General features: G+C 62.8%; 22 protein-coding genes and 1 pseudogene. 6 read left to right on the top strand and 17 right to left on the bottom strand.

What is annotated here, in order from left to right:
* Positions 1 to 391: 391 nt before the first annotated feature.
* Positions 392 to 796 carry a 2-dehydro-3-deoxygalactonokinase gene (locus AB4089_RS17005; RefSeq protein ID WP_441410450.1) on the bottom strand — a complete coding sequence of 135 codons (405 nt, stop codon included), beginning with the start codon at positions 794 to 796 and terminating at the stop codon, positions 392 to 394.
* Between AB4089_RS17005 and AB4089_RS17000 the strand changes: the two genes are divergently transcribed.
* Positions 777 to 1,070, top strand: coding sequence for a type II toxin-antitoxin system RelE family toxin (locus AB4089_RS17000; RefSeq protein WP_441410449.1), 294 nt, complete (start codon positions 777 to 779; stop codon positions 1,068 to 1,070). The genes AB4089_RS17005 and AB4089_RS17000 overlap by 20 nt on opposite strands.
* Positions 1,071 to 1,216: 146 nt before the next feature.
* On the opposite strand, the gene AB4089_RS16995 is transcribed toward AB4089_RS17000, so the two are convergent.
* The 8 genes from AB4089_RS16995 to AB4089_RS16960 all read right to left on the bottom strand — a co-directional run bounded on the left by AB4089_RS16995 (position 1,217) and on the right by AB4089_RS16960 (position 7,603).
* Positions 1,217 to 1,474 (bottom strand): hypothetical protein, encoded by a 258-nt coding sequence (locus AB4089_RS16995; RefSeq protein ID WP_441410448.1) that lies wholly within the window; start codon positions 1,472 to 1,474, stop codon positions 1,217 to 1,219.
* Between the two features lie 285 nt (positions 1,475 to 1,759).
* Entirely contained in the window at positions 1,760 to 2,191 is a 432-nt protein-coding gene (locus AB4089_RS16990; protein WP_441410447.1) for a RidA family protein, read from the bottom strand.
* A gap of 9 nt (positions 2,192 to 2,200) precedes the next feature.
* Positions 2,201 to 3,634, bottom strand: a complete 1,434-nt coding sequence (locus AB4089_RS16985; RefSeq protein WP_441410446.1) for a purine-cytosine permease family protein — start codon at positions 3,632 to 3,634, stop codon at positions 2,201 to 2,203.
* An 87-nt stretch (positions 3,635 to 3,721) separates the two neighbouring features.
* On the bottom strand, positions 3,722 to 4,132 hold the full coding sequence (locus AB4089_RS16980) for a RidA family protein (protein ID WP_441410445.1): 411 nt from the start codon (positions 4,130 to 4,132) through the stop codon (positions 3,722 to 3,724).
* Between the two features lie 38 nt (positions 4,133 to 4,170).
* Entirely contained in the window at positions 4,171 to 5,076 is a 906-nt protein-coding gene (locus tag AB4089_RS16975) for a polysaccharide deacetylase family protein (RefSeq protein ID WP_441410444.1), read from the bottom strand.
* Positions 5,073 to 5,768 (bottom strand): fumarylacetoacetate hydrolase family protein, encoded by a 696-nt coding sequence (locus tag AB4089_RS16970; protein WP_441410443.1) that lies wholly within the window; start codon positions 5,766 to 5,768, stop codon positions 5,073 to 5,075. The genes AB4089_RS16975 and AB4089_RS16970 overlap by 4 nt, the downstream gene beginning before the upstream one ends.
* Positions 5,769 to 5,972: 204 nt before the next feature.
* Positions 5,973 to 6,611: a GntR family transcriptional regulator gene (locus tag AB4089_RS16965; protein WP_441410442.1), complete on the bottom strand. Its 639-nt coding sequence runs from the start codon at positions 6,609 to 6,611 to the stop codon at positions 5,973 to 5,975.
* Between the two features lie 317 nt (positions 6,612 to 6,928).
* A complete protein-coding gene (locus AB4089_RS16960) occupies positions 6,929 to 7,603 on the bottom strand; it encodes a GntR family transcriptional regulator (protein WP_441410441.1) in 675 nt (224 codons plus the stop codon).
* Positions 7,604 to 8,003: 400 nt separating this feature from the next.
* Here AB4089_RS16960 and AB4089_RS16955 point away from each other — a divergent pair, with 400 nt between their 5' ends.
* Together AB4089_RS16955 and AB4089_RS16950 are read left to right on the top strand one after the other, a co-directional pair.
* Positions 8,004 to 8,768 carry a sulfite exporter TauE/SafE family protein gene (locus tag AB4089_RS16955; protein ID WP_441410440.1) on the top strand — a complete coding sequence of 255 codons (765 nt, stop codon included), beginning with the start codon at positions 8,004 to 8,006 and terminating at the stop codon, positions 8,766 to 8,768.
* 177 nt (positions 8,769 to 8,945) lie between these two features.
* Positions 8,946 to 9,161: a hypothetical protein gene (locus AB4089_RS16950; RefSeq protein WP_441410439.1), complete on the top strand. Its 216-nt coding sequence runs from the start codon at positions 8,946 to 8,948 to the stop codon at positions 9,159 to 9,161.
* A gap of 434 nt (positions 9,162 to 9,595) precedes the next feature.
* Here AB4089_RS16950 and AB4089_RS16945 read toward each other — a convergent pair whose 3' ends face one another.
* Genes AB4089_RS16945 through AB4089_RS16935 form a run of 3 tightly spaced genes read right to left on the bottom strand, consistent with a single transcriptional unit; the run spans position 9,596 to position 12,888 of the window.
* Positions 9,596 to 10,825 carry a hypothetical protein gene (locus AB4089_RS16945; protein WP_441410438.1) on the bottom strand — a complete coding sequence of 410 codons (1,230 nt, stop codon included), beginning with the start codon at positions 10,823 to 10,825 and terminating at the stop codon, positions 9,596 to 9,598.
* Between the two features lie 29 nt (positions 10,826 to 10,854).
* Positions 10,855 to 12,495 (bottom strand): relaxase/mobilization nuclease domain-containing protein, encoded by a 1,641-nt coding sequence (locus AB4089_RS16940; protein WP_441410437.1) that lies wholly within the window; start codon positions 12,493 to 12,495, stop codon positions 10,855 to 10,857.
* A gap of 3 nt (positions 12,496 to 12,498) precedes the next feature.
* Positions 12,499 to 12,888, bottom strand: a complete 390-nt coding sequence (locus tag AB4089_RS16935) for a MobC family plasmid mobilization relaxosome protein (RefSeq protein ID WP_441410436.1) — start codon at positions 12,886 to 12,888, stop codon at positions 12,499 to 12,501.
* A gap of 211 nt (positions 12,889 to 13,099) precedes the next feature.
* Here AB4089_RS16935 and AB4089_RS16930 point away from each other — a divergent pair, with 211 nt between their 5' ends.
* Positions 13,100 to 13,423 carry a hypothetical protein gene (locus AB4089_RS16930; protein ID WP_441410435.1) on the top strand — a complete coding sequence of 108 codons (324 nt, stop codon included), beginning with the start codon at positions 13,100 to 13,102 and terminating at the stop codon, positions 13,421 to 13,423.
* A gap of 213 nt (positions 13,424 to 13,636) precedes the next feature.
* Here AB4089_RS16930 and AB4089_RS16925 read toward each other — a convergent pair whose 3' ends face one another.
* The 5 genes from AB4089_RS16925 to AB4089_RS16905 form a co-directional block, all read right to left on the bottom strand.
* Positions 13,637 to 14,341 (bottom strand): SOS response-associated peptidase, encoded by a 705-nt coding sequence (locus tag AB4089_RS16925; RefSeq protein WP_441410434.1) that lies wholly within the window; start codon positions 14,339 to 14,341, stop codon positions 13,637 to 13,639.
* A 45-nt stretch (positions 14,342 to 14,386) separates the two neighbouring features.
* Positions 14,387 to 14,677, bottom strand: coding sequence for a helix-turn-helix domain-containing protein (locus AB4089_RS16920; RefSeq protein WP_441410433.1), 291 nt, complete (start codon positions 14,675 to 14,677; stop codon positions 14,387 to 14,389).
* Complete coding sequence (locus tag AB4089_RS16915) at positions 14,677 to 14,934, bottom strand: ParB family protein (protein WP_441410432.1); 258 nt, start codon at positions 14,932 to 14,934, stop codon at positions 14,677 to 14,679. Before AB4089_RS16915 ends, AB4089_RS16920 begins: the two co-directional genes overlap by 1 nt.
* A gap of 181 nt (positions 14,935 to 15,115) precedes the next feature.
* Entirely contained in the window at positions 15,116 to 15,628 is a 513-nt protein-coding gene (ssb, locus tag AB4089_RS16910; protein WP_441410431.1) for a single-stranded DNA-binding protein, read from the bottom strand.
* Positions 15,625 to 15,900: a glutaredoxin family protein gene (locus AB4089_RS16905; protein WP_441410430.1), complete on the bottom strand. Its 276-nt coding sequence runs from the start codon at positions 15,898 to 15,900 to the stop codon at positions 15,625 to 15,627. Before AB4089_RS16905 ends, ssb begins: the two co-directional genes overlap by 4 nt.
* Before the next feature lie 312 nt (positions 15,901 to 16,212).
* Between AB4089_RS16905 and AB4089_RS16900 the strand changes: the two genes are divergently transcribed.
* Together AB4089_RS16900 and AB4089_RS16895 are read left to right on the top strand one after the other, a co-directional pair.
* Positions 16,213 to 17,145: an ABC transporter ATP-binding protein gene (locus tag AB4089_RS16900; RefSeq protein ID WP_441410429.1), complete on the top strand. Its 933-nt coding sequence runs from the start codon at positions 16,213 to 16,215 to the stop codon at positions 17,143 to 17,145.
* Between the two features lie 7 nt (positions 17,146 to 17,152).
* Positions 17,153 to 17,579: pseudogene (locus AB4089_RS16895) on the top strand (ABC transporter permease); the annotation flags it as partial.

Raw genomic sequence — 17,579 nt, 5'->3', positions numbered from 1 at the left:
GGCCCAAACACATCGTCATGGTGCTGGGGGTGACCCTCCGGCATCGCCGTTCGAGACTGTGTGGTTAAACGAAAAAGGGCCGACTTGGTGGCCGGCCCTCTTCCGCTCCTCGGACAAATACATCTCACGGTACTAAGACGTCAAGCAAGGCCGCCGGTTTCCTCTAAACACTCATGCGGGAGTGTCCGTCTAACGGTGGATTCACCGTTGGCATTTAGTTGATTCTTCCATCGAAGCTGATGGCGAAGGCATTCAGGGCCAGCTTCCACCGTGAGGCCCATCGTGCCCTGCCTTTGCCTGTCGGGTCCAGTGCCCGGGTCGCCAGGTACAGGCAGTCTCGTCGCCGATGAGCAGACCGGACAGGTAATGCGAGATGCGGGCGGGGGCCAGTTCACCGGAGAGATATCGGGTGCGGGCGCTGAAGGCGCGCAGCGAACGGTTGACCGGGATGGGAGAGCGAGTGCGCCACTCCGGAGTCGGACGCCTCGGCGTTCGACTCGTTGTCGGCCACGCCGGCCGCATCGGCGCTGCGAACCGGATCACCCAGGATCGTCGCATCCAGCAACGCCGCGTGCAGCTCGCCGGTCATGACTGTGGCGAAGTCGGCGATCTCGCCGTCGGCCACGCGCAGCCACTTGGTGTGGGTTCCGGGAAGGATGAGGGTCGCGTCCGCGGGGTCGCCCAGGCGGGCAAGTGCCCCGATGACCTGTGTCTCCTCCCCGCGGATGACATAGCACGATCCCGTCGCATCCCGCGCGGTCTTTAGCCCCGCCGAGGTGACCGAGGAACCATCCAACGAGCAAGGGCCGTGGAAAGTCGAAGTCACCATCCCCGCGCTGAAGGGATTTCGCCGGCTGCGGGAGAAGGCTGCCGCCGCAATCGTCGAATTCGTTACCGGTGTCCTGGCCGATAATCCGCACCGGCTCAGCAAGCCCCTCACCAATGAACTCCTCGGCCTGCGCACCGCACGCCGTGGTGACTACCGCGTGTTGTTCAACCTCGATATCGAAGAGCACACCCTGTATGTCCACCGCATCGAGCACCGTGCGGACGTCTACAAGGCTCGTTAGCCGGCCCCTGAGAACGGGGATACGAAACTTGAGTTGTTAGAAATGATGGGTCGAACCAGTGTTCCAGTGCCATGGGTGTCAGGCGAAGCTGGTAGTTCAATCGACTGTCGAGTTAGAACTCGTTGAGCGAGCAAAGCATGTCCCCGTCAGATCGGCGGGCACTCCCCTACATCGCTCTCTGCCAAAGCCAAAAAATAAGGGAGGTCCTGTTCGCACGGCTGGCAGTGTGTGAAGTACTGTTGCGGCTCCAGCCAAACTACGTAGCCTTCGGTGGCTTCCACCATTTTCCTGGCCTCGATACCGTGCTGGGCGAGCCAGAGGACGGAGTTGTCGGACGTGGCGGCGTCGACCAGGCCATTTAGCGGTGGAGTTCCTGGCTTCCTTATTTCTACTTTTTCGCCCACCAGACGGCTCCATTCGTTGGACCTGTACTTCCCCATGTCAGTTGCTCTCCTTTAGCCGGGACCAGTTCCGGGGCTCACCGTTGGACGTGGTGAATGAGACGGTCCCGGACGATGTCCAGGGCCGTCTCATTCAGAACCATGGCTGAACAGAGATCGTCTGTTCATGGTGGGCCTTTGTTCGTGAGGGGTGGTGATTTGATTACTTGGCGGCTGAGAAGCGCACGCGCCGGCAGATCGTGTGTCGGCCGGGCCGGGGAGCTTCTGGCTTGGTATCCGTTGGCAGGACTACCGTTCCACGACGGCGATGGCTTCGATCTCGATGAGCAGGTTGGGGTCTGCGAGCCGGGAGACTTCGACATGTGTGCGCGTCGGGCGGTGTGTGTTGAAGAATGCCGTGTAGACGGCGTTGACTACGTCCTGTTGATCCATGCGTGTGTTGAAGATCGTGACTTTAACGATGTCGTTTCGGGTCCCTCCGCCTGCCCGGACGAGATTGTCGATGTTTTCCAGGCAAGCCCGTGTCTGTTCCTCCAGGTCGGCTTCGGCTGCGGGGACAGGGTTGTTGGACCCGATGATGGGGTAGGTCTGTCCTGAAAGGTAAATGGTGATTCCCGAGGTCCGGACGAGCGGTGCGAACGGAGGTTTTGGCATCCCCGTGACGTCGGCCAGTGTCGTGGACCAGTGGGCGTCGAGACCTGCGTCGATGTATTCATGCATTGGAATTTCCTAGGGTTCTGACGGTTCGGTGATAGCCGTTTTGCGGGTGAGGAGACGATAGATGATGGCGCCGAAGATCAGTCCGATGGGATAGGCAAGGTCCGCGCCGTCAAGTACTCCCCGGGAGATGGACCCGACCCATAGCGCTGCGGGGTTGTGGCTTTCTGCGAGTTCTGAGCCAACGGCTGTGCTGGAGAACGGTAGCGATAGGAGGTAGCCGGCCACCAGGGCAATGATGGCGGGTCGGCCGGAATGCAGCCGGGCAACAGGAGTCGTTGCGGTGCGCATGAACGCTTCGTGGTCAGGTTTGCTGATCCACAGGATCAGCCATATCCCGATGAACGGCCCTACCCAGTACGTTGCGAGCAGCAGCACATTCGTAAATTTGTCGGCAAGGTTCCCGCTTTGCAGGTAAAGGGTGAGGGCGAATGCGAAGGCGGCGACGATTGCCGTGACTACCGGTCGTGGCAGCTTAACGCCAGCGCCTAGAATTTGGAGTCCGGCAGAGTACTGCGCCACTGTGGCGTTTGCGACAACACCAAGGTACATCGCGACCATGATGAATACCCCAACTGCTCCGCCGCCGACCAAGGTGTTGATCGCGGCCATGGGTGCAGAATCGCTGAGCATTGTGCTGGCTGTGAGTCCGAGGAGTTCCATCCAGATGCATGCCAGTGCGATGCCGCCGAAGGTGGCCCAAAAGAGTTTGGGACGGGAGGTTGTGGCGGGCAGGTAGCGGCAGTAGTCCGGTGCGTTGTGAGCCCAACCGAAGGCAAATCCGAAGCTGATCGCCGCCATCAAGAAGAAGGCGCCGACGCTGGATGTTGAGCCTGAAGTGGCCGAAGCAGGGATACTTGCGAGGTTGACCAGGACGATGATGCTGATGAATACGAATCCGGCGGCTACGAGTATGGCCGTGGACCGTTCAAAGAGATGCATGATGCGATATCCGGCGACGCTGATCAGCCCTTCAAGGGCGAAGACCAGCAATACGGCAATTGTGGGATGTAGTCCGAAGGCCACTTGCAGGGCTTCGGCTCCAAAGATGGCTCCGAGGGCAATGAATGCCACACTGGTCATCGCTGCGAGGATACCCACGATTCCTGTGGCTCGTCCGAAGGGAACCCTGGCCTGGGCCAGAAGGGGCAGTCCGGTTTTGGGGCCTGTCAGGCTCATCGCGGCCGGTCCGGCAGCTCCCAGAATGTTGCCGAGGACGATTGCTCCGGCCGCCGCCCCGTAGCTGAGTCCCAGTCCTGAAGGTCCGCCCAGCACGCCCAGGAAGAGCGCTGTGGGAACGAGCTGGGCGGCGAACCAGAGTCCGCCGACGTGCCATGGTTTTCCGTGCCGGTCTTTTGTCGCGATGGGGGATAGCCCGGTCCATTCAATGACCGAGGCTTTTGTAGCCGGGTTGTCCTCTAGTGTGTAGATTTTTTCGCCGCTCATAGCGCCGCACCTCCTGTAGTTTTTCGAGATCTGGTGTTGTGTCGCACTTGCCAGGAAGTGCGGCGTAGAGTCAGTCCTGCCGGAGTGCTAGGCCGATTCCAGAACGGCGTGGGCGCTGATTTCGATCTTCAACTCGGCGCCGACTAGCCTGTTCACGCCCAGGTGCGTTCGCGTTGGGCGGTGGTCGCCGAAGAATTCCATGTAGGCTTCGTTGACTTCGTCCTGGGCGTCCATTTCGGTGTTGTAGATGGTGACTTCCACGATGTCCGTCACCTTGCCACCCGCTGCTTCCAGCGCGGTTTTCAGATTGTTCAGGCAGGCCCGGGTCTGGGCCGCAACACCGCTGGGGACGGCGAGCTCGGCAGGGTCGTGGGGGTGCTTGTGGACCAGGGGGAAGGCCGTTGCACCTGATAGCCAGATCGCTGTTCCGCCTTTGGTGACGATGGCAGGCATGAAGGGCATCTCGTCGGGATTGGCGCCGGCTGTGATGAATTCCATGGTGATACTTTCCTTATCTATCGAAGTTGACGTGCTGTTTAGGCCGTCGTGATCAGCGCGGGAGCGGCGCTGGTGGAAAAACAGTCCAGGATCTGTTCTCCGGTGGTGAATACAACGTCCTGGCGTTGGCTGATGTGTTCAATGACTTTCCGGAAGTACTTCGCCCGGTGGGGTGCGCCCATGATGTAGGGGTGGACTACAAGGGCCATGACCCGCGCTGCGTCGGCCGAATCCTGGTAGAGCTGGTCGAATTGATCGATTGCCCGCTGGTGGTATTCGCTGGCCTGATGGTGTTGGATGAGCATCATCGCGACGTCGTTGCATTCCTGGGTGTAGGGGATGTTGACGATGGGTGTTGTGCGCGTCTGCAGCAGTACCGGCTGATCATCGAGCACCCAGTCGCACACATACTCGTAGCCTTCTTCAACGAGGATGTCCGGCGTTTCCCAGGTCTCGGTCAGGCCGGGACCCAGCCATCCACGAGGCCGCTTCCCCGTGAAGCCCTCGATCTGTCGGGTTGTCCGACGGATGTCGAGGCGCTCGTCGTCTACTTTCTGCATGTTCTTCTGCGAGTATCCGTGCCCCATGAATTCCCACTCACGTTCCAGGGCTGCGTCTGCGATCTCGGGGTAGGACGTAATTGCCTTGCCGTTGATCGCGAGCACTGCCGGCACGGCGAATTCGTCAATGGTCTTGAGCAGCCTCCAGAAGCCAACGCGGTTGCCGTATTCGTGCCATGCCCAGTTCGGGATATCCGGGGTCGGCTGGCCACCGGCGGGGGGCGTCAGTACGGTCCGGGGCATGGTTTCGAGGATTGACCATTCCTCGATGTTCACGATGAGCCAAACGGCAAGCCGGGCGTTCCCGGGCAGACTCAGTTTTGGCCGTTTCGTTATCGGGGTGTACTTGATGCGGTCTGTCGGAAGCATCTGGATTCCGCTCATGCCACTGTCACTTCCAGTGCGCTCAGGCCCGTGACGTCGGCTCGGATGACATCGCCTTCGGAAACGGCTCCTACTCCGGCCGGGGTGCCCGTGAAGATCAGATCCCCTGGTTCCAGCCTGTAATGCTGGGAGAGGTTCTCAATGATTTCGGCGACGTTCCAGATCATGAGCCCTAGCCCGGTCCGTTGCCGCTGTTCGCCGTTGACGGAGAGCGAGAGGGTGGCGGCCCCGATTGAAGGGCAGGCATCGATAGGGGTGATCTCACCGCAGGGTGCAGAGTGGTCGAATGACTTGCCGATCTCCCAAGGCCGCCCGGATGCGAAGGCCTCCTTCTGCCGGTCGCGCCGGGTCATGTCGATTCCGACGGCGTAACCGAAGATGTGGGCTTCGGCCTTGTCGGACGGAATACTGGCCCCGCCTTCGCCGATGGCCACGACGAGTTCTCCTTCGAATTGGAAGTCCTGGGTGAGTTGTGGATAGGGAATCGTTGCGCCGCTGGCAACGATGGAATCAGTCGGCTTTTGGAAGAAGAAGGGAGCATCGCGCTCGTTGCCCTCTTTCATTTCCCGGATATGGTCCACATAGTTGCGGCCTACGCAGTAGACACGGCGGACAGGAAAAGACTTTGACTGGCCTGATACGGGGACCTGTACAGGTTCTGTTTCCCACAAGAGGGAAGCAGGGATGTTCATGATTGTTCTCCTTTGGGTTTCCGGTAGATAGGGACTTGTGGTGCTAAGACCGGCGATAGAGGCGGGCGCGCTGAGGCTCGTGGGCACAGCTTTGAAGCCCCATGGAGGCGCGCGAGACCGGCGCGCGGGGTCAGACGTTGATAGAGCCCGTGCAGGGCTGGCTTTAGGAGGTCATAATCTCGAGCCGGCCAGGCGCGGCGTCGCCTAGGAGTCGGGCGTCAGGCGCCGGAAGACTTCTGCGGCCGTCTGCACATGTGCCCGACCGGCCTCAAAGGCGCGCCGAGGATCCGCGGCATCGATTGCTTCAGCGATTTCCCTGTGTTGGTCATGCATTTCGCCACGCCATGCTTGACTCGTCAGATTCAGAGCACTCGTGAGTGCTATCTGTGCCCAGACCCGTGAAAGGGCTTCACGGGCCGATTTATTGCCCGATAGTTCCGCAATGTAACGATGCAGACTGATGTTGGACTCCACACGTGATGCGTCACTCTCCGCCTCTTCCACAGACTTCACGTGTCGCCAGAGAGTTGCGATCTGGGACGGCGCCAACTCGCCATCGCTGTTTCGTTGTGCGGCCTGTTCTGCGGTGAGCCCCTCGAGGACGGCCCGATACAGGTAGAGACCATAGACCTCTCGTGGAGAGGTACGTGTCACGGTTGCGCCCCGCCCGGAGAGCGTTACCAGCCCCTCCGACTGCAGGCTTCTCAAGGCTTCCCGCAAGGGTGTCCTGCTAACACCCAGGGCTGTCGCCAGTTCCGGCTCGGGCAATCTTTCGCCCGCTTTAAAGCGTCCGGAAACAAGCATGCTGCGGAGACTGGCATAGGTATCGTCTACAACGCCCACTCTGGTCCTCCCTCTCCGCCCAACGCTGGTGTCAACTTGGGGGTTGTTCGTCGGCGGATGATCCACAGTCTCCACTGTGGCCTCTATCACGCCTACAACTTGAATGTAATGTATACATCCAATACAAGTCAAGAGGCGGACCCTTAATCACCGAATTCACGGCCGATCCGGTGTGCCGGAGGTTCTGATCGCATGCCAGAAGGATCAGGAGCATCCCGGCTTGGCCACGGACTGCGCGCCTCCGGTATACGAGAATCAGCCACGGCCGGGTGCCATCTGGACGCGGTGCGCGCAAAAGCTACCCCGAGCAGTCGCACCTACCCCGCTGACGCAGTTTTTTCGTGTCTCAGGAATGTGTCAGCGGCAGCCTTGACATGATCCGTTGCGCTGGCCCGGGCTTTCGCTTCATCCCCGGCCTCGATCGCGCTGACAATTTCATGATGGTGCCCATCGATGGCGCGCCGCCACAGCGGATCTGCAATGTTCCGCTCGCTCGAAATCGAGATTATGTCCCAGACCCGGGAGAGAGCATCAACGGCAAACTGGTTGCCGGACAATTCCGCAATGTAGCGATGCAGCTCCAGATTTGTCTGTGCTGTTGCCCCGGGATCGGCACTGTCTTCAACCTCGCCCCGAAGCCGGTGGAGAACAGCGATCTGCGAAGGCGCAAGCTCACCCCGCTGCTGCCTGCCGGCAGCGAGCTCAGCCGTAAATCCCTCCAGCGCGGCCCGGAAAAGGAACAACTCGTAGATGGCGTCGGTCGAAAGCTTCGATACGATCGCCCCCCGCTCTATCAGCGTCACCAGCCCGTCGCCCTGGAGGCGGCGAACGGCCTCGCGCAATGGCGTTCGGCTGACTCCCAGTGTGGCGCTCAGCTCAGGCTCGAAGAGTCGTTCCCCCGGCAGCAGCTCCTTTTCGAGAATCATTCTTCTCAGGGCGGCGTAGCATTCGTCCGCTGCACTCAGGATCGGGCTGGTCGCTTTTTCAGGCATGTTCTCGTGTTTTCGATTCTCTGACCTGGACCGTTTAGCCCAGGGAGCGACGCGAACTTCCAGGGAAGCCTCGCATCCTGACCTTGTCGCTGTCTTAAACGCAGCGCTTCTAGGCTACCAACGCCCCGGAACGATTCTCCGGAGGAGGAAGCCATCGGGTCGGGTAGCCGCGAACCGTCAGGCACCGCCGGGTCTCCTGGACCCTTCTGCGCTCAAAGTATTCATTGCATTAGATGTATACACATGATAGTGTGCAGGAACTTCACACATTCGTGTTCGATCGACAACGGAGTTGGCCCATGAGCATCGCAGCAGCAGTTTGGCCTCTGGACAATAAATCCAGGCGAAACCTCATGACCATGGCTGATCATCTCCTTAAGGAGATCGCCGGTGGCGCGCCGTGCTGATACAAGCGGCTCTCGTCGCGGGCGCAGGGCTCTTGGCCGGGGCGGCCAACGCCATCGCAGGAGGAGGGACCTTGCTCACGTTTCCCGCCCTTCTGGCGGCCGGCCTCCCACCAATAACCGCGAACATCACCTCATCGATCGGTCTGCTTCCCGGATATGCCGGGGGTGCGGTTGCGTACAGACGTGAACTCGGGCTCCAAAAGAATCGACTCAGATTCCTGATCTTGCCGACGATCATCGGGGGGATACTGGGTGCCCTCCTGCTGCTAATAACTCCGTCCACTACCTTTCAGGCTGTCGTTCCCTACCTGATACTCATGTCCTGTGTGCTCCTGTCAATACAGCCCCAGCTGGCTACGCTGGTCACGAAAGCCCGCGCTCGGTCAGGAACGAGGGGAAACGAACTCGGCCCAGCTCTCTACCTGGCGGTATTTCTGGCCTCGATTTATGGATCCTTTTTCGGCGCCGGCCTCGGCGTCCTGCTGCTTGCAGTGCTGGGAATCTACATCAGCGACCATCTCCAACATCTGAATGGGCTGAAGAGCCTGCTATCACTACTTGTGGTGATAGCAGGTGTCATCATCTATCTCGTCTCCGGGCAGGCCCGCCTGGACCTGGTCGCAATTCTCCTGGTCACGTCATACGTTGGCGGAGCAATTGGAGGAACCCTCGCCCGACAGATCCCGCAAAACGCCCTGCGCTGGATCATCTGCGCGCTTGGAACCATCGTCGCCCTCGTCATGCTGGTACACCCGTAGGGAAAAGTTGGGCTGCATACACCCGCAACTAAAGCAGGCGGCGTGCACTCCGCCAACCACTGCCGCATCAAAGAAATCCCGGAATACCCCTTGAACCACCACTTGCCCCGGGCGCGCCCGCTCCGGAAACCTGGGCCGACGGCGAGCCCGGTACATCCCGCCGAGAAAGAGAGCACGATGATCAGAAGCCATTCGGACCTCGTATTGGAGATCACCGCCTCGGACCCGGATACCGTCGAAAACGACCTAAATGACGCCGTGGAGATCGCCCGCGAACACGCCATGAAGGACCGCCGCCACGGCATCCTGGTCACACAACACAGCTACACCGCCTACACCGTCGCCGTCACCGCTAGTGTCCCCTACGAACAGACACACGAACGGCGCGAATAACCGGCGAACTCTCAAACGGAGAGCGGCCCGTGTCCGACGGAGCGCGCCGCGGATGCAGCGGCTTGCCCGCGCGAAATCTCTCAGTTTCGGCGCCGCACCCGTGGGTTAGTGATGCCGCGGGAGAATTCGACCATCGGGGTCTTTCCGTTCTCACCTTAGTCTCAGGCTTTGACGTGAGAACCGACGGGTCGGATGAGACGAATAATGGCCCTGGCTGTCTCATCGAACGTGTCAGTTCCGTATTGATGCCGCCGACCCAGCGGCGGTCACTCAACGCGCCACCCTGGCCCGCGCTCAGCCCCTTCGCGCCATTGTCAGGAGTCGCCTGCACCAACCGTAACTACGGGCGATAGTAGCCGTCCGCTGTGGAGCCACCAGCAATGAAGGACCTTCAGACCTCCCGCGCCGGGTGATCTTAAGACGTCGCCCAAGTCTCAGCGGGCAGGGCCGCCTTTGCCCCTCTCGGACCCGACCGCTGCCCCGGTGCGGGACTTTCTGGCCTTAGCTGCTTTGCCCGTTGTTACGGCTGCGATGGGGTGGGTGCCTTCGCTGCGCGCGGCAGCAAGGCGGCCACGAATCTGGGTTTCGTTGGCACCGCTGCTTTCCAGGGACTGAGCGAACTTCTCGTGGTGTTCGGCTGAGCCGTAGCCGACGGCCGACGAGGTTTCTGCCTTCAGGCCCTGGTCTTTGAGCCGGCTGCTGTCGTTGCCGATAATGCGGTTCTCGATCTCGCGGCCTACGCCTTCCAAGCGGGCGAAGAGTTCCTTCTCGGCGCGTTCATACCGCTGTTCCATGGGCGTCCGTTCGGAGCCTCTGAAACCGCCCTCGGCCAGGAGCTTGGCTTCGTGCATGTCTCTGGCGGCTTTCACGAACGCGGGATCCTCGAAGTGGGAGTCGCCGGCACCGTTGATGTTCGCTGTGGTTTCTTTCCGGAGCTGGTCGATGTCGGGGCCGTTGATGCCGTCCTTGCCGATAAGGAACAGACGTTCCTGCACGGTGGCGTCGGCTGCCTCCAGCGCCGTGGGGGTCTTGGCTGTGTGGACAATCTGCAATGCCTGGGCGAGTTCGGGGTCGGCCAGGTACTCGACGGGTACCTGGTGGCGTGCCATCTCCGGGGCCAGCTTGGCGGCCTGGGCGCGGAGTTCTTCGGCGCGGGCCGCTGCGAGCAGGCCCATGGCCTTCCCATGTTCCATGGCCGCCATACGTGTCTCTTCCTGGCTGCGGGCCAGCTCATCCTGCCGGGCCTTCCCGGCGGTGATGGTCTGAATCCCTGATTCCAGGTAGGCGGCGTCCGCGCCGACATCGTGGGTGTCGATGCCATAGCGGGTGAGCACTTCCCGGCGGATCTTCTCCGAGGCTGCCAGGGCGGCCGGATCGTGGTCCTTCCAGCCTTCCGCGACGGCGTGGGCCGTGGCGATATCGCCGGGCTGTGCTTCGTCCCACCACTGGTCCTTCGCCACGGGTGCCAGCGCCGCGTGGGCGGTGCTGCGTTCGGCAGCGAGGCGTGCCCGGGCTTCGTGCGCCGCCTGGGCGTCCTGGTGTTCGAGCTGGCGCTGGCTCTCCTGGCGCCGGCGGGCCAGTGTCTCGGCGATGCGTGAGGCGATCATCAGTGACTGCCGCAGTCCGCCGTCCAGGACGTCATCGATGCCATCTGATTCACTCATCGTGTTCCCCTTGCAGTTGGTGGTGGTTTTTATCGGTCGAGGCCCGGCCCGGCGTCGCGCCGGCCGGGCTGGGAAGTCTTCGCCGGCGCCGCCGGTATTGGCGTCGTGGGCAGTACTGATCCGGGGCGGATGGGGACCATGCCGCGCCGGGCGATGTCGATCGCCCTCGGCGCCACTGCGGCCTCGGGGGCCGGCTGCTGCCCGGCACCCACCACGACCGTCTTGGGCATCGTCGCGGTAAACGGGGCCAGTCGCTCCTCGACCACGGCACGGATGCGCTGGGCTTCACGGGTCCGCCCGGACTGGGCATGCATTTCATACACGGCGAAGGCGGTGTTGATCAGCTGCACCATGAGCGCTGTTTGTGCGGCCGTCTTGTCCTTGCTCGACGCGGCCATGAACAACATGGCAGAACCGGCAATCGACGGAAGGCCGGCAGGTTTGCTGTGCTGTCGTGGTGCGCGCAGCTGGGCGGTGCGGGACAGTTCAGCGGCGGTGGCCGCCAGCGGCCCGGGGTTCGGTTCAAGCCGGTAGGACCATGCCGCGAACGCCCCGGAGACGTCCCGGGCGGCCTTCGCCCAGATCGCGTGATCATCACGCGGAATGGTGCGCAGCTGGTCCGCCAGGGCGGCCGCGTTGCGGGTGTATTCCACCCACATTTCCGCCGGCGGCGTTGCATGCTCGGGCCCGGTCCTGGACACCGTGCGCCTGTTCCGGGCCGCTGCATTCCATTCCGCTGCGGCTTCCGATGCCAGCTGCGGGGTGTCGGGCCATTCCTCACGCAAGGCCCCGAGTTTCAGGTCGGAGGCGAGGGTCCCGCCGCCGAACCAGATCGGCCGTTCTCCCCGGGCGGGGCGTTCGGCCACGGAGTAGCCCACCACGACGTCGGTGGTGTTCTTGGCGTAGCGCGGCCGCACGAGCAGTCCGGTGTCGCGGGCCCTGCGGACGAACTCTGCTTCAGTTGCTGAGGCGCTGGCGCTGGCGCGCACCTTACGGGCCAGGGAAGAGCGGTGCATTTCGCGCTCGTCCCGGACGGCGGTGGCCTTCTCGGCGCGGTCGTAGCCGCGGGTTGAGTGGATGGAAGAGAGTTCTTCGAGGCCGTATTTGGTCTCCAGGGCGCGGCAGGTCTGCTGGGCCTTTTTGTAGTCGCCGTGGGTGGAGGCTTTGGTGCCGTCCTCGCGGACCAGGGACACTGCGATGTGGATGTGGTGGTTGCCGTTCTCACTCGTGCCGTGGTTGATCGCGGCCCAGCGGCACTGGGCTTTGCCGCTGGTTTCGGTGAAGCCCATGGCGTCGACGAAGTCGTTGGCAATGTCTCCCCACTGCTGGTCCGTCAGGGCGCCTTCTTCGGCGCGGAGGCTCAGCGAGCAGTGCCAGACATCAGCGCGCTTGCGGCCGTTCTCCACGCGCTGTTTCGATGCCGCGTCCCAGCGGAAATCCTTCTGCAGAATCTCGACGCCAAACGACTTCCGGGGCTGGTCCAGGTGCTTCGCGATCGCGACGGCGTCATCGCGGTCCAGGACGCCGTCGTCGTACCAGGCCATGATTGCCGCATCCCCGGCCACCAGGTGCGGATCCGTGTGGGAGTTCTTCGTCTTGTCCGCATCCGTCGAGGCCAGATACAGCAGCAGTCCGGACATCCTGGAGCCGCGGGTGATGTTGGGAATCACCGGCTACATCAGCCCCTCAATGGTCCGGTCAATCCGCATCGCGACCTCACGCACATACGCCAGCGCAGCCTTCGCGTCCTGCGGGAACTCATCCCCGGCATTCGCGTGCCGGGCGATCTGGTTCACGTTGTTCGACACCCGCGCCAGGAGCGTGTGCAGGGCCATCAGTTCCGCCATAGCCGCCTTCCGCTCCGTCGGTGTCTCGGCAGTCTCCGACAGGGCCGCGGTGACCAGCAGGTTCGGGACAGTAACTTTCTCCCGGGCAGCCCGGGCAACCAACGCAGCCTCTTCCCCGGCGGTCACCCACACCTCGCGGCGCTTCTTCGTCCCCGCCGGCGAATTCTCCCGGCGGCGCTTGGACAGCCGCGGACGGGACTCATTCAGCTCAGACAAAGCACTCCCCCATCCCCTCAAAAAGCCCAGCGCAGCGACCCCGAACCGAGGACCACACCCACGAGTGTGCCAAGCAAACCGCCAAAGGCGCGTGAGCGACACGCCATTTACACCCGTGTAAATGTATAGCTTGCTCCGGCATTTTTCCGGATCGCTGTCTCCGCGGCGGTTCGTCCCATGGACTCGGGGATGTGGTGGTTAGGGTGGAGGCATGGCGAACCTCGACATTGAAAAGACACGTACCCAGGCCCGCGCGCTGCTCGACTCGCGCATCGAATCCGTCACGCAGCTGGTCAAGGCCCGGCAGCGGGTCGCTGAAATCAAGGAACAACTCGCGGATGCTGAACGCGACGCCAAGCGCTCATACGTCCGGGCCACCAAGGACGGGTGGAGCACCGAGGAGCTCAAGAAGCTTGGACTCGAACCCGGGGCCGTCACCCGCCGGCGGAAAACCTCCGCCTCACAGACCGCAGGCCAGGCGTCCACTCCCCCGCACGGTGACGACATCCTGGACACCGCGACCACACAGTCCTAAGGAGCGGCGGGGTCCTTCCCCATGGTCCAAGACGGTGCGCCCGGCACACCCCGGGTGAGGGCCGGCGTTCTTCAGCCAAGGACCACAAAGAACACCCGCAAGCGGGTGCACCGCACCCACTGATTGGCCGTCAACCTTCGGGTGGCGGCCAATCAGCGTTGTCTTGCCTCAACGTGTTCCCTGCTGCCCCCTCGAAGGGGAGGCCCGGCGGGGTCAGGTGGGCGGATCAAGGAGTTCGGGTCCGTTGTTGCGGACGCTGTTCACCCGGTCCGTCACTACCCGCGGCGTCAGGACCGGTTCGGGCATCGCGTCCAACAGCTTCTGCACATCGTTCTTTCCGGTGGTGCCCGGGTTGAGCCAGGCCCCGTACATCTCCGGCGGGACGATGACCGGGGCCCGGTCGTGGACGTGGCCGAGGGAATCGTGGGCCGTGGTGGTCAGCACGGTGCAGCTGAGCAGCCACCGGTGCGGGTCATCCTCCGGCAGGGACGGGTCGGGCCAGAACTCGTAGAGTCCCGCAAAGGCGAGCAGGTCATTCTTCTCGGAATAGAAGTAGTGCGGGATCTTCTTCCCGTCCTCGGTTTTCTCCCACTCGTAATATCCCTCGGCCGGAATCAGGGCGCGCCGCGTGATGGCTGCCTTGCGGAACGAGGGCTTGTCCAGGATGGATTCGCTGCGCGCGTTGATGAGCTTCGAACCGATCTTGATGTCCTTGGCCCAGGACGGAACGAGACCCCAGCGGGCAATCAGGAGCCGGCGCTCCACGGAGTCCTCATCCAGCTTCTCGGTAATGATCGGGACGTCCTGCGTGGGCGCTACATTCCAGCTCGGCGGGGGCAGGCTGCCCTCAACTTCCTTGGCCTCGAAGTGGCTCAGGAGATCACCGGTCGCCTTTGACATCACGTATCTGCCGCACATGCATTCATTCTGCCCCAGCACCGGTTCCAGGGAACCCCAGGCGGGTCAGTCCTCGGCGGTGGTTTCCTCGGGGATCTGCCCGGCCGCGATCCGGTGCGCGGTCTTCTCGTACGCGGCGTCGATGTAGGCCAGCAGGTCATCTTCCCGGACGCGCCAGACGTTCCGGCCGCCGAACTGCGCGGCCCGCAGTTCCCCGCTGCGCACCAGCGCATACACCAAAGGCGTGTTGACGTTCAGGACCTCCTTCACCTGATCCAGCGTCAGCATCCTGGGCAGCGCCGGACCAGCCATGAGCGTCGGCGGCGCGTCGGTGTCCTCGGTCCGTCGTGCCATCATCAGGTTCCCTCGTTCCGGTGTTTCAGTTCATCTTTGGTGCGTTGTCCGCGGCGCAGTCCGCCGGCCCGGACAGGGGCCCATGCACGGCCGGCGTTGTGGCGGCGCTGCAGCCGCTTCACTTCCCGCATCGTGGCCCGCACGATGAAGTCCGACACGGACGCGTCCCCCTCCAGGTAACCGGCGGCCAGGAACGCCGCACGGACCTGCCCGGCCTCGTCCTCTGTGAAATACGGCGTGAATGCCGCGATCTTCTTCATCCCGTTGATCTTCCCTCACGCAGTGCCCCGCTCATGAATACTTTGGTTCCGGCGTGGCTCCTGAGAGCCGGTCCAGCAGAACGAGCCGGAGGGGTAGAAAACCAGCGGGAACACACCTGCCAACGCCAGCACGACACCGGGCCAGCTGAACTCCTTCTCCGGAGGCCGGGATGCGCGCCATCTAGAGGGCCGGCTCAGTCTCGGGGGACGGGACGTCGATATTACCGGTGGGATTGGCTGCTAGGCCGAACCACGCATCGTCGTCCCCGTAGTCCCGGGGAGACAGGCTGAACCTGTCCGGCGGGTGCTCCTCGTCCTGTTCCGGGCCGGGACCGGTACGCGTGACCTCCGCGGTGGTGTGGCGCAGGGACGGACCGATGTCCTCGACCTCGAGCTCGACGACGGTGCGCGCCTCCCCCGCCGTCGTCGTAAAGGAACGGCGCTTCAGGGCGCCGGTGGCGATCACGCGCATGCCCTTGGTAAGGGACGCGGCCGCGTGTTCGGCAATGCCCCGCCATGCCGTGGCGGGCAGGAAAAGTGTTTCCCCGTCGATCCACTTTCCAGTGCCGGCGTCGAAGGTCCTGGGGGTGGAGGCGATGGTGAAGCGGGCGAAGGCCGTCCCGGATGCCGTGGACCGCAGCTCAGGGTCGGCGGTGACGTTGCCGATAACCGTGATGCTATCCCCGCGACTCATGTGAAGGCACCTTGACGCACGGCGGCTTCGATCTCGATGACCCGGGCGATCTTGACCGGGATCAGCCCTGACCAGTGGTCTTCGCTGCTCTCCTTGTCGTAGACCACGACGGGCACCTGGGAGTAGCCAAGCTCTTCGGTGATGTACTCGAAGGCGGCCTGGTTGGTGGTCACGTCGACCTCGGTGAAGGCGACGCCGGCGTCGATGAACTTCTGCTTCGTCTTCGTGCAGCCGAAGCACCCGGCGGGCTTGGTGTAGATGGTGATGGTCATTTCAGCACCTGGTTTCGTATCTCAATTGGTTTCGTTCGTCCGGCTGACCTGCTACGTCCATTCTAGCAATCATTCAACTGAATGAATAGCACTTGTTCGTTGAATTTTAGGCAGTTTTTGCTTTCGCTTTTTGACAGCCGTACTGTGGTGGGGCCGTCATCTCCAGTCGTTAGCCGGCCCGTTCCCAGTCAGCGGAGAGCTGCGGTGGACCACCGGCTTCCGGACGGCAGGCGGCAGGCTAATGACCCCCCGCCAGCTTCCGCCTCCGGGCCGGTTCCTCACTGGCGACGGCACGCCGGTTAGAGTGTTGCCATGACGCTGGGGGACACGGCCACCGAGCCGCTGGTACACATCAAAGACTTCCGGATGGACTTCGGAGACGCGACGGTCATCAAAGACCTCTCCTTCGATGTCCGGGCCGGGGAAACCTTCGGGTTCCTCGGCAGCAATGGGTCCGGCAAAACAACGACCCTCCGGGCGCTGCTGGGTATCTACCAGCCAACCGCCGGGACCCTGCACATCGGGGGCAAACCCTTCACCCCCCAGGACGGGGCCCGCCTCGGCTATTTGCCCGAGGAACGCGGCCTGTACAAGAAAGAGTCCGTGCTGGATGTGATGGTCTACTTCGGCCGGCTCAAGGGCCTGGACAAGACCCGGGCGAAAGCCTGGTCCCGGGACTACCTGGAACGGGTCGACCTCGCCGACAAGGCCACCACCCGGCTGGATAAGCTCTCCGGCGGGCAGCAGCAGAAAATCCAGCTCGGCGTGACCATCATGAACGACCCCGAACTGCTGATCCTGGACGAACCGACCAAGGGCTTCGACCCGGTCAACCGGCGCCTGCTGATGGACATCATCGAAGACCAGAAACTCGCCGGCGCGACCGTCATCATGGTCACCCACCAGATGGAAGAAGTCGAACGGCTCTGCGACCGGGTGATCCTGCTCAAAGACGGGACCTCCCGCGCCTACGGCACCGTCTCCGAGGTCCAGGAACAGTTCGGCGGCACCGTCTACCGGCTCACCTACACCGGGACCCTGACCTCGTCTGCCCTGTATGACATTGTCAGTGCCGGCGGCGGGCACGCCGAGCTCTCCCCCAAACCCGGCGCCGACGAAGCGGCGGTCCTGCGCGAGCTCATCGCCCACGGCGTGGCCGTGAAGTCCTTCACCACCGCCAGGACGTCCCTGGACGAGGTCTTCATCAAGGTCTACGGCGAAACCCACGACATGGCGGAGGCATAAAAACCCCATGACACAGAAAACCTCCACGCAGCTCCCCTCCCCCGCCCCGGCGCCGGCCACCCCGCCGCCCACGCCCAAGCRACCCTTCGCCGGTCACAACCTCGGCACCGTCGTCGGGTTCGAATTCACCCGCACCGTGAAAAAACGCCGCTTCTGGATCGCCACCCTGGCGATTCCCGTGCTGATGGCGATCGTGTTCGGCCTGGTCTACCTCAGCAACTCCTCATCCGCGGCCAGCGAGGACGCCCAGAAGACCGCGGCCATGTCCTTCACCTACACCGACGCCTCCGGGCTGATCTCGGATGGCATCGCGACGGCCATGGGCGGGCGGAAAGCGGCCGACCCGCAACAGGCCCTGCAGGACGTGAAAACGGGCACGACGGATGCGTACTTCGCCTACCCCGCCGAGCCGGCCACGCAGCCGGTGAAGGTCT

The sequence above is a fragment of the Arthrobacter sp. 2MCAF15 genome, from assembly GCF_052115605.1.
Taxonomy (GTDB): domain Bacteria; phylum Actinomycetota; class Actinomycetes; order Actinomycetales; family Micrococcaceae; genus Arthrobacter.
Note: the sequence above shows the minus strand (reverse complement) of the source record. Positions and strands in the feature narration are given on the sequence as shown.

Coding starts and splice junctions, on each gene's coding strand:
- AB4089_RS16990 (WP_441410447.1), bottom strand. CDS start 2,191: ATGCATGAATACATCGACGCAGGTCTCGACGCCCACTGGTCCACGACA.
- AB4089_RS16985 (WP_441410446.1), bottom strand. CDS start 3,634: ATGAGCGGCGAAAAAATCTACACACTAGAGGACAACCCGGCTACAAAA.
- AB4089_RS16980 (WP_441410445.1), bottom strand. CDS start 4,132: ATGGAATTCATCACAGCCGGCGCCAATCCCGACGAGATGCCCTTCATG.
- AB4089_RS16975 (WP_441410444.1), bottom strand. CDS start 5,076: ATGAGCGGAATCCAGATGCTTCCGACAGACCGCATCAAGTACACCCCG.
- AB4089_RS16970 (WP_441410443.1), bottom strand. CDS start 5,768: ATGAACATCCCTGCTTCCCTCTTGTGGGAAACAGAACCTGTACAGGTC.
- AB4089_RS16960 (WP_441410441.1), bottom strand. CDS start 7,603: ATGCCTGAAAAAGCGACCAGCCCGATCCTGAGTGCAGCGGACGAATGC.
- AB4089_RS16950 (WP_441410439.1), top strand. CDS start 8,946: ATGATCAGAAGCCATTCGGACCTCGTATTGGAGATCACCGCCTCGGAC.
- AB4089_RS16945 (WP_441410438.1), bottom strand. CDS start 10,825: ATGAGTGAATCAGATGGCATCGATGACGTCCTGGACGGCGGACTGCGG.
- AB4089_RS16930 (WP_441410435.1), top strand. CDS start 13,100: ATGGCGAACCTCGACATTGAAAAGACACGTACCCAGGCCCGCGCGCTG.
- AB4089_RS16925 (WP_441410434.1), bottom strand. CDS start 14,341: ATGTGCGGCAGATACGTGATGTCAAAGGCGACCGGTGATCTCCTGAGC.
- AB4089_RS16920 (WP_441410433.1), bottom strand. CDS start 14,677: ATGATGGCACGACGGACCGAGGACACCGACGCGCCGCCGACGCTCATG.
- AB4089_RS16915 (WP_441410432.1), bottom strand. CDS start 14,934: ATGAAGAAGATCGCGGCATTCACGCCGTATTTCACAGAGGACGAGGCC.
- ssb (WP_441410431.1), bottom strand. CDS start 15,628: ATGAGTCGCGGGGATAGCATCACGGTTATCGGCAACGTCACCGCCGAC.
- AB4089_RS16905 (WP_441410430.1), bottom strand. CDS start 15,900: ATGACCATCACCATCTACACCAAGCCCGCCGGGTGCTTCGGCTGCACG.
- AB4089_RS16900 (WP_441410429.1), top strand. CDS start 16,213: ATGACGCTGGGGGACACGGCCACCGAGCCGCTGGTACACATCAAAGAC.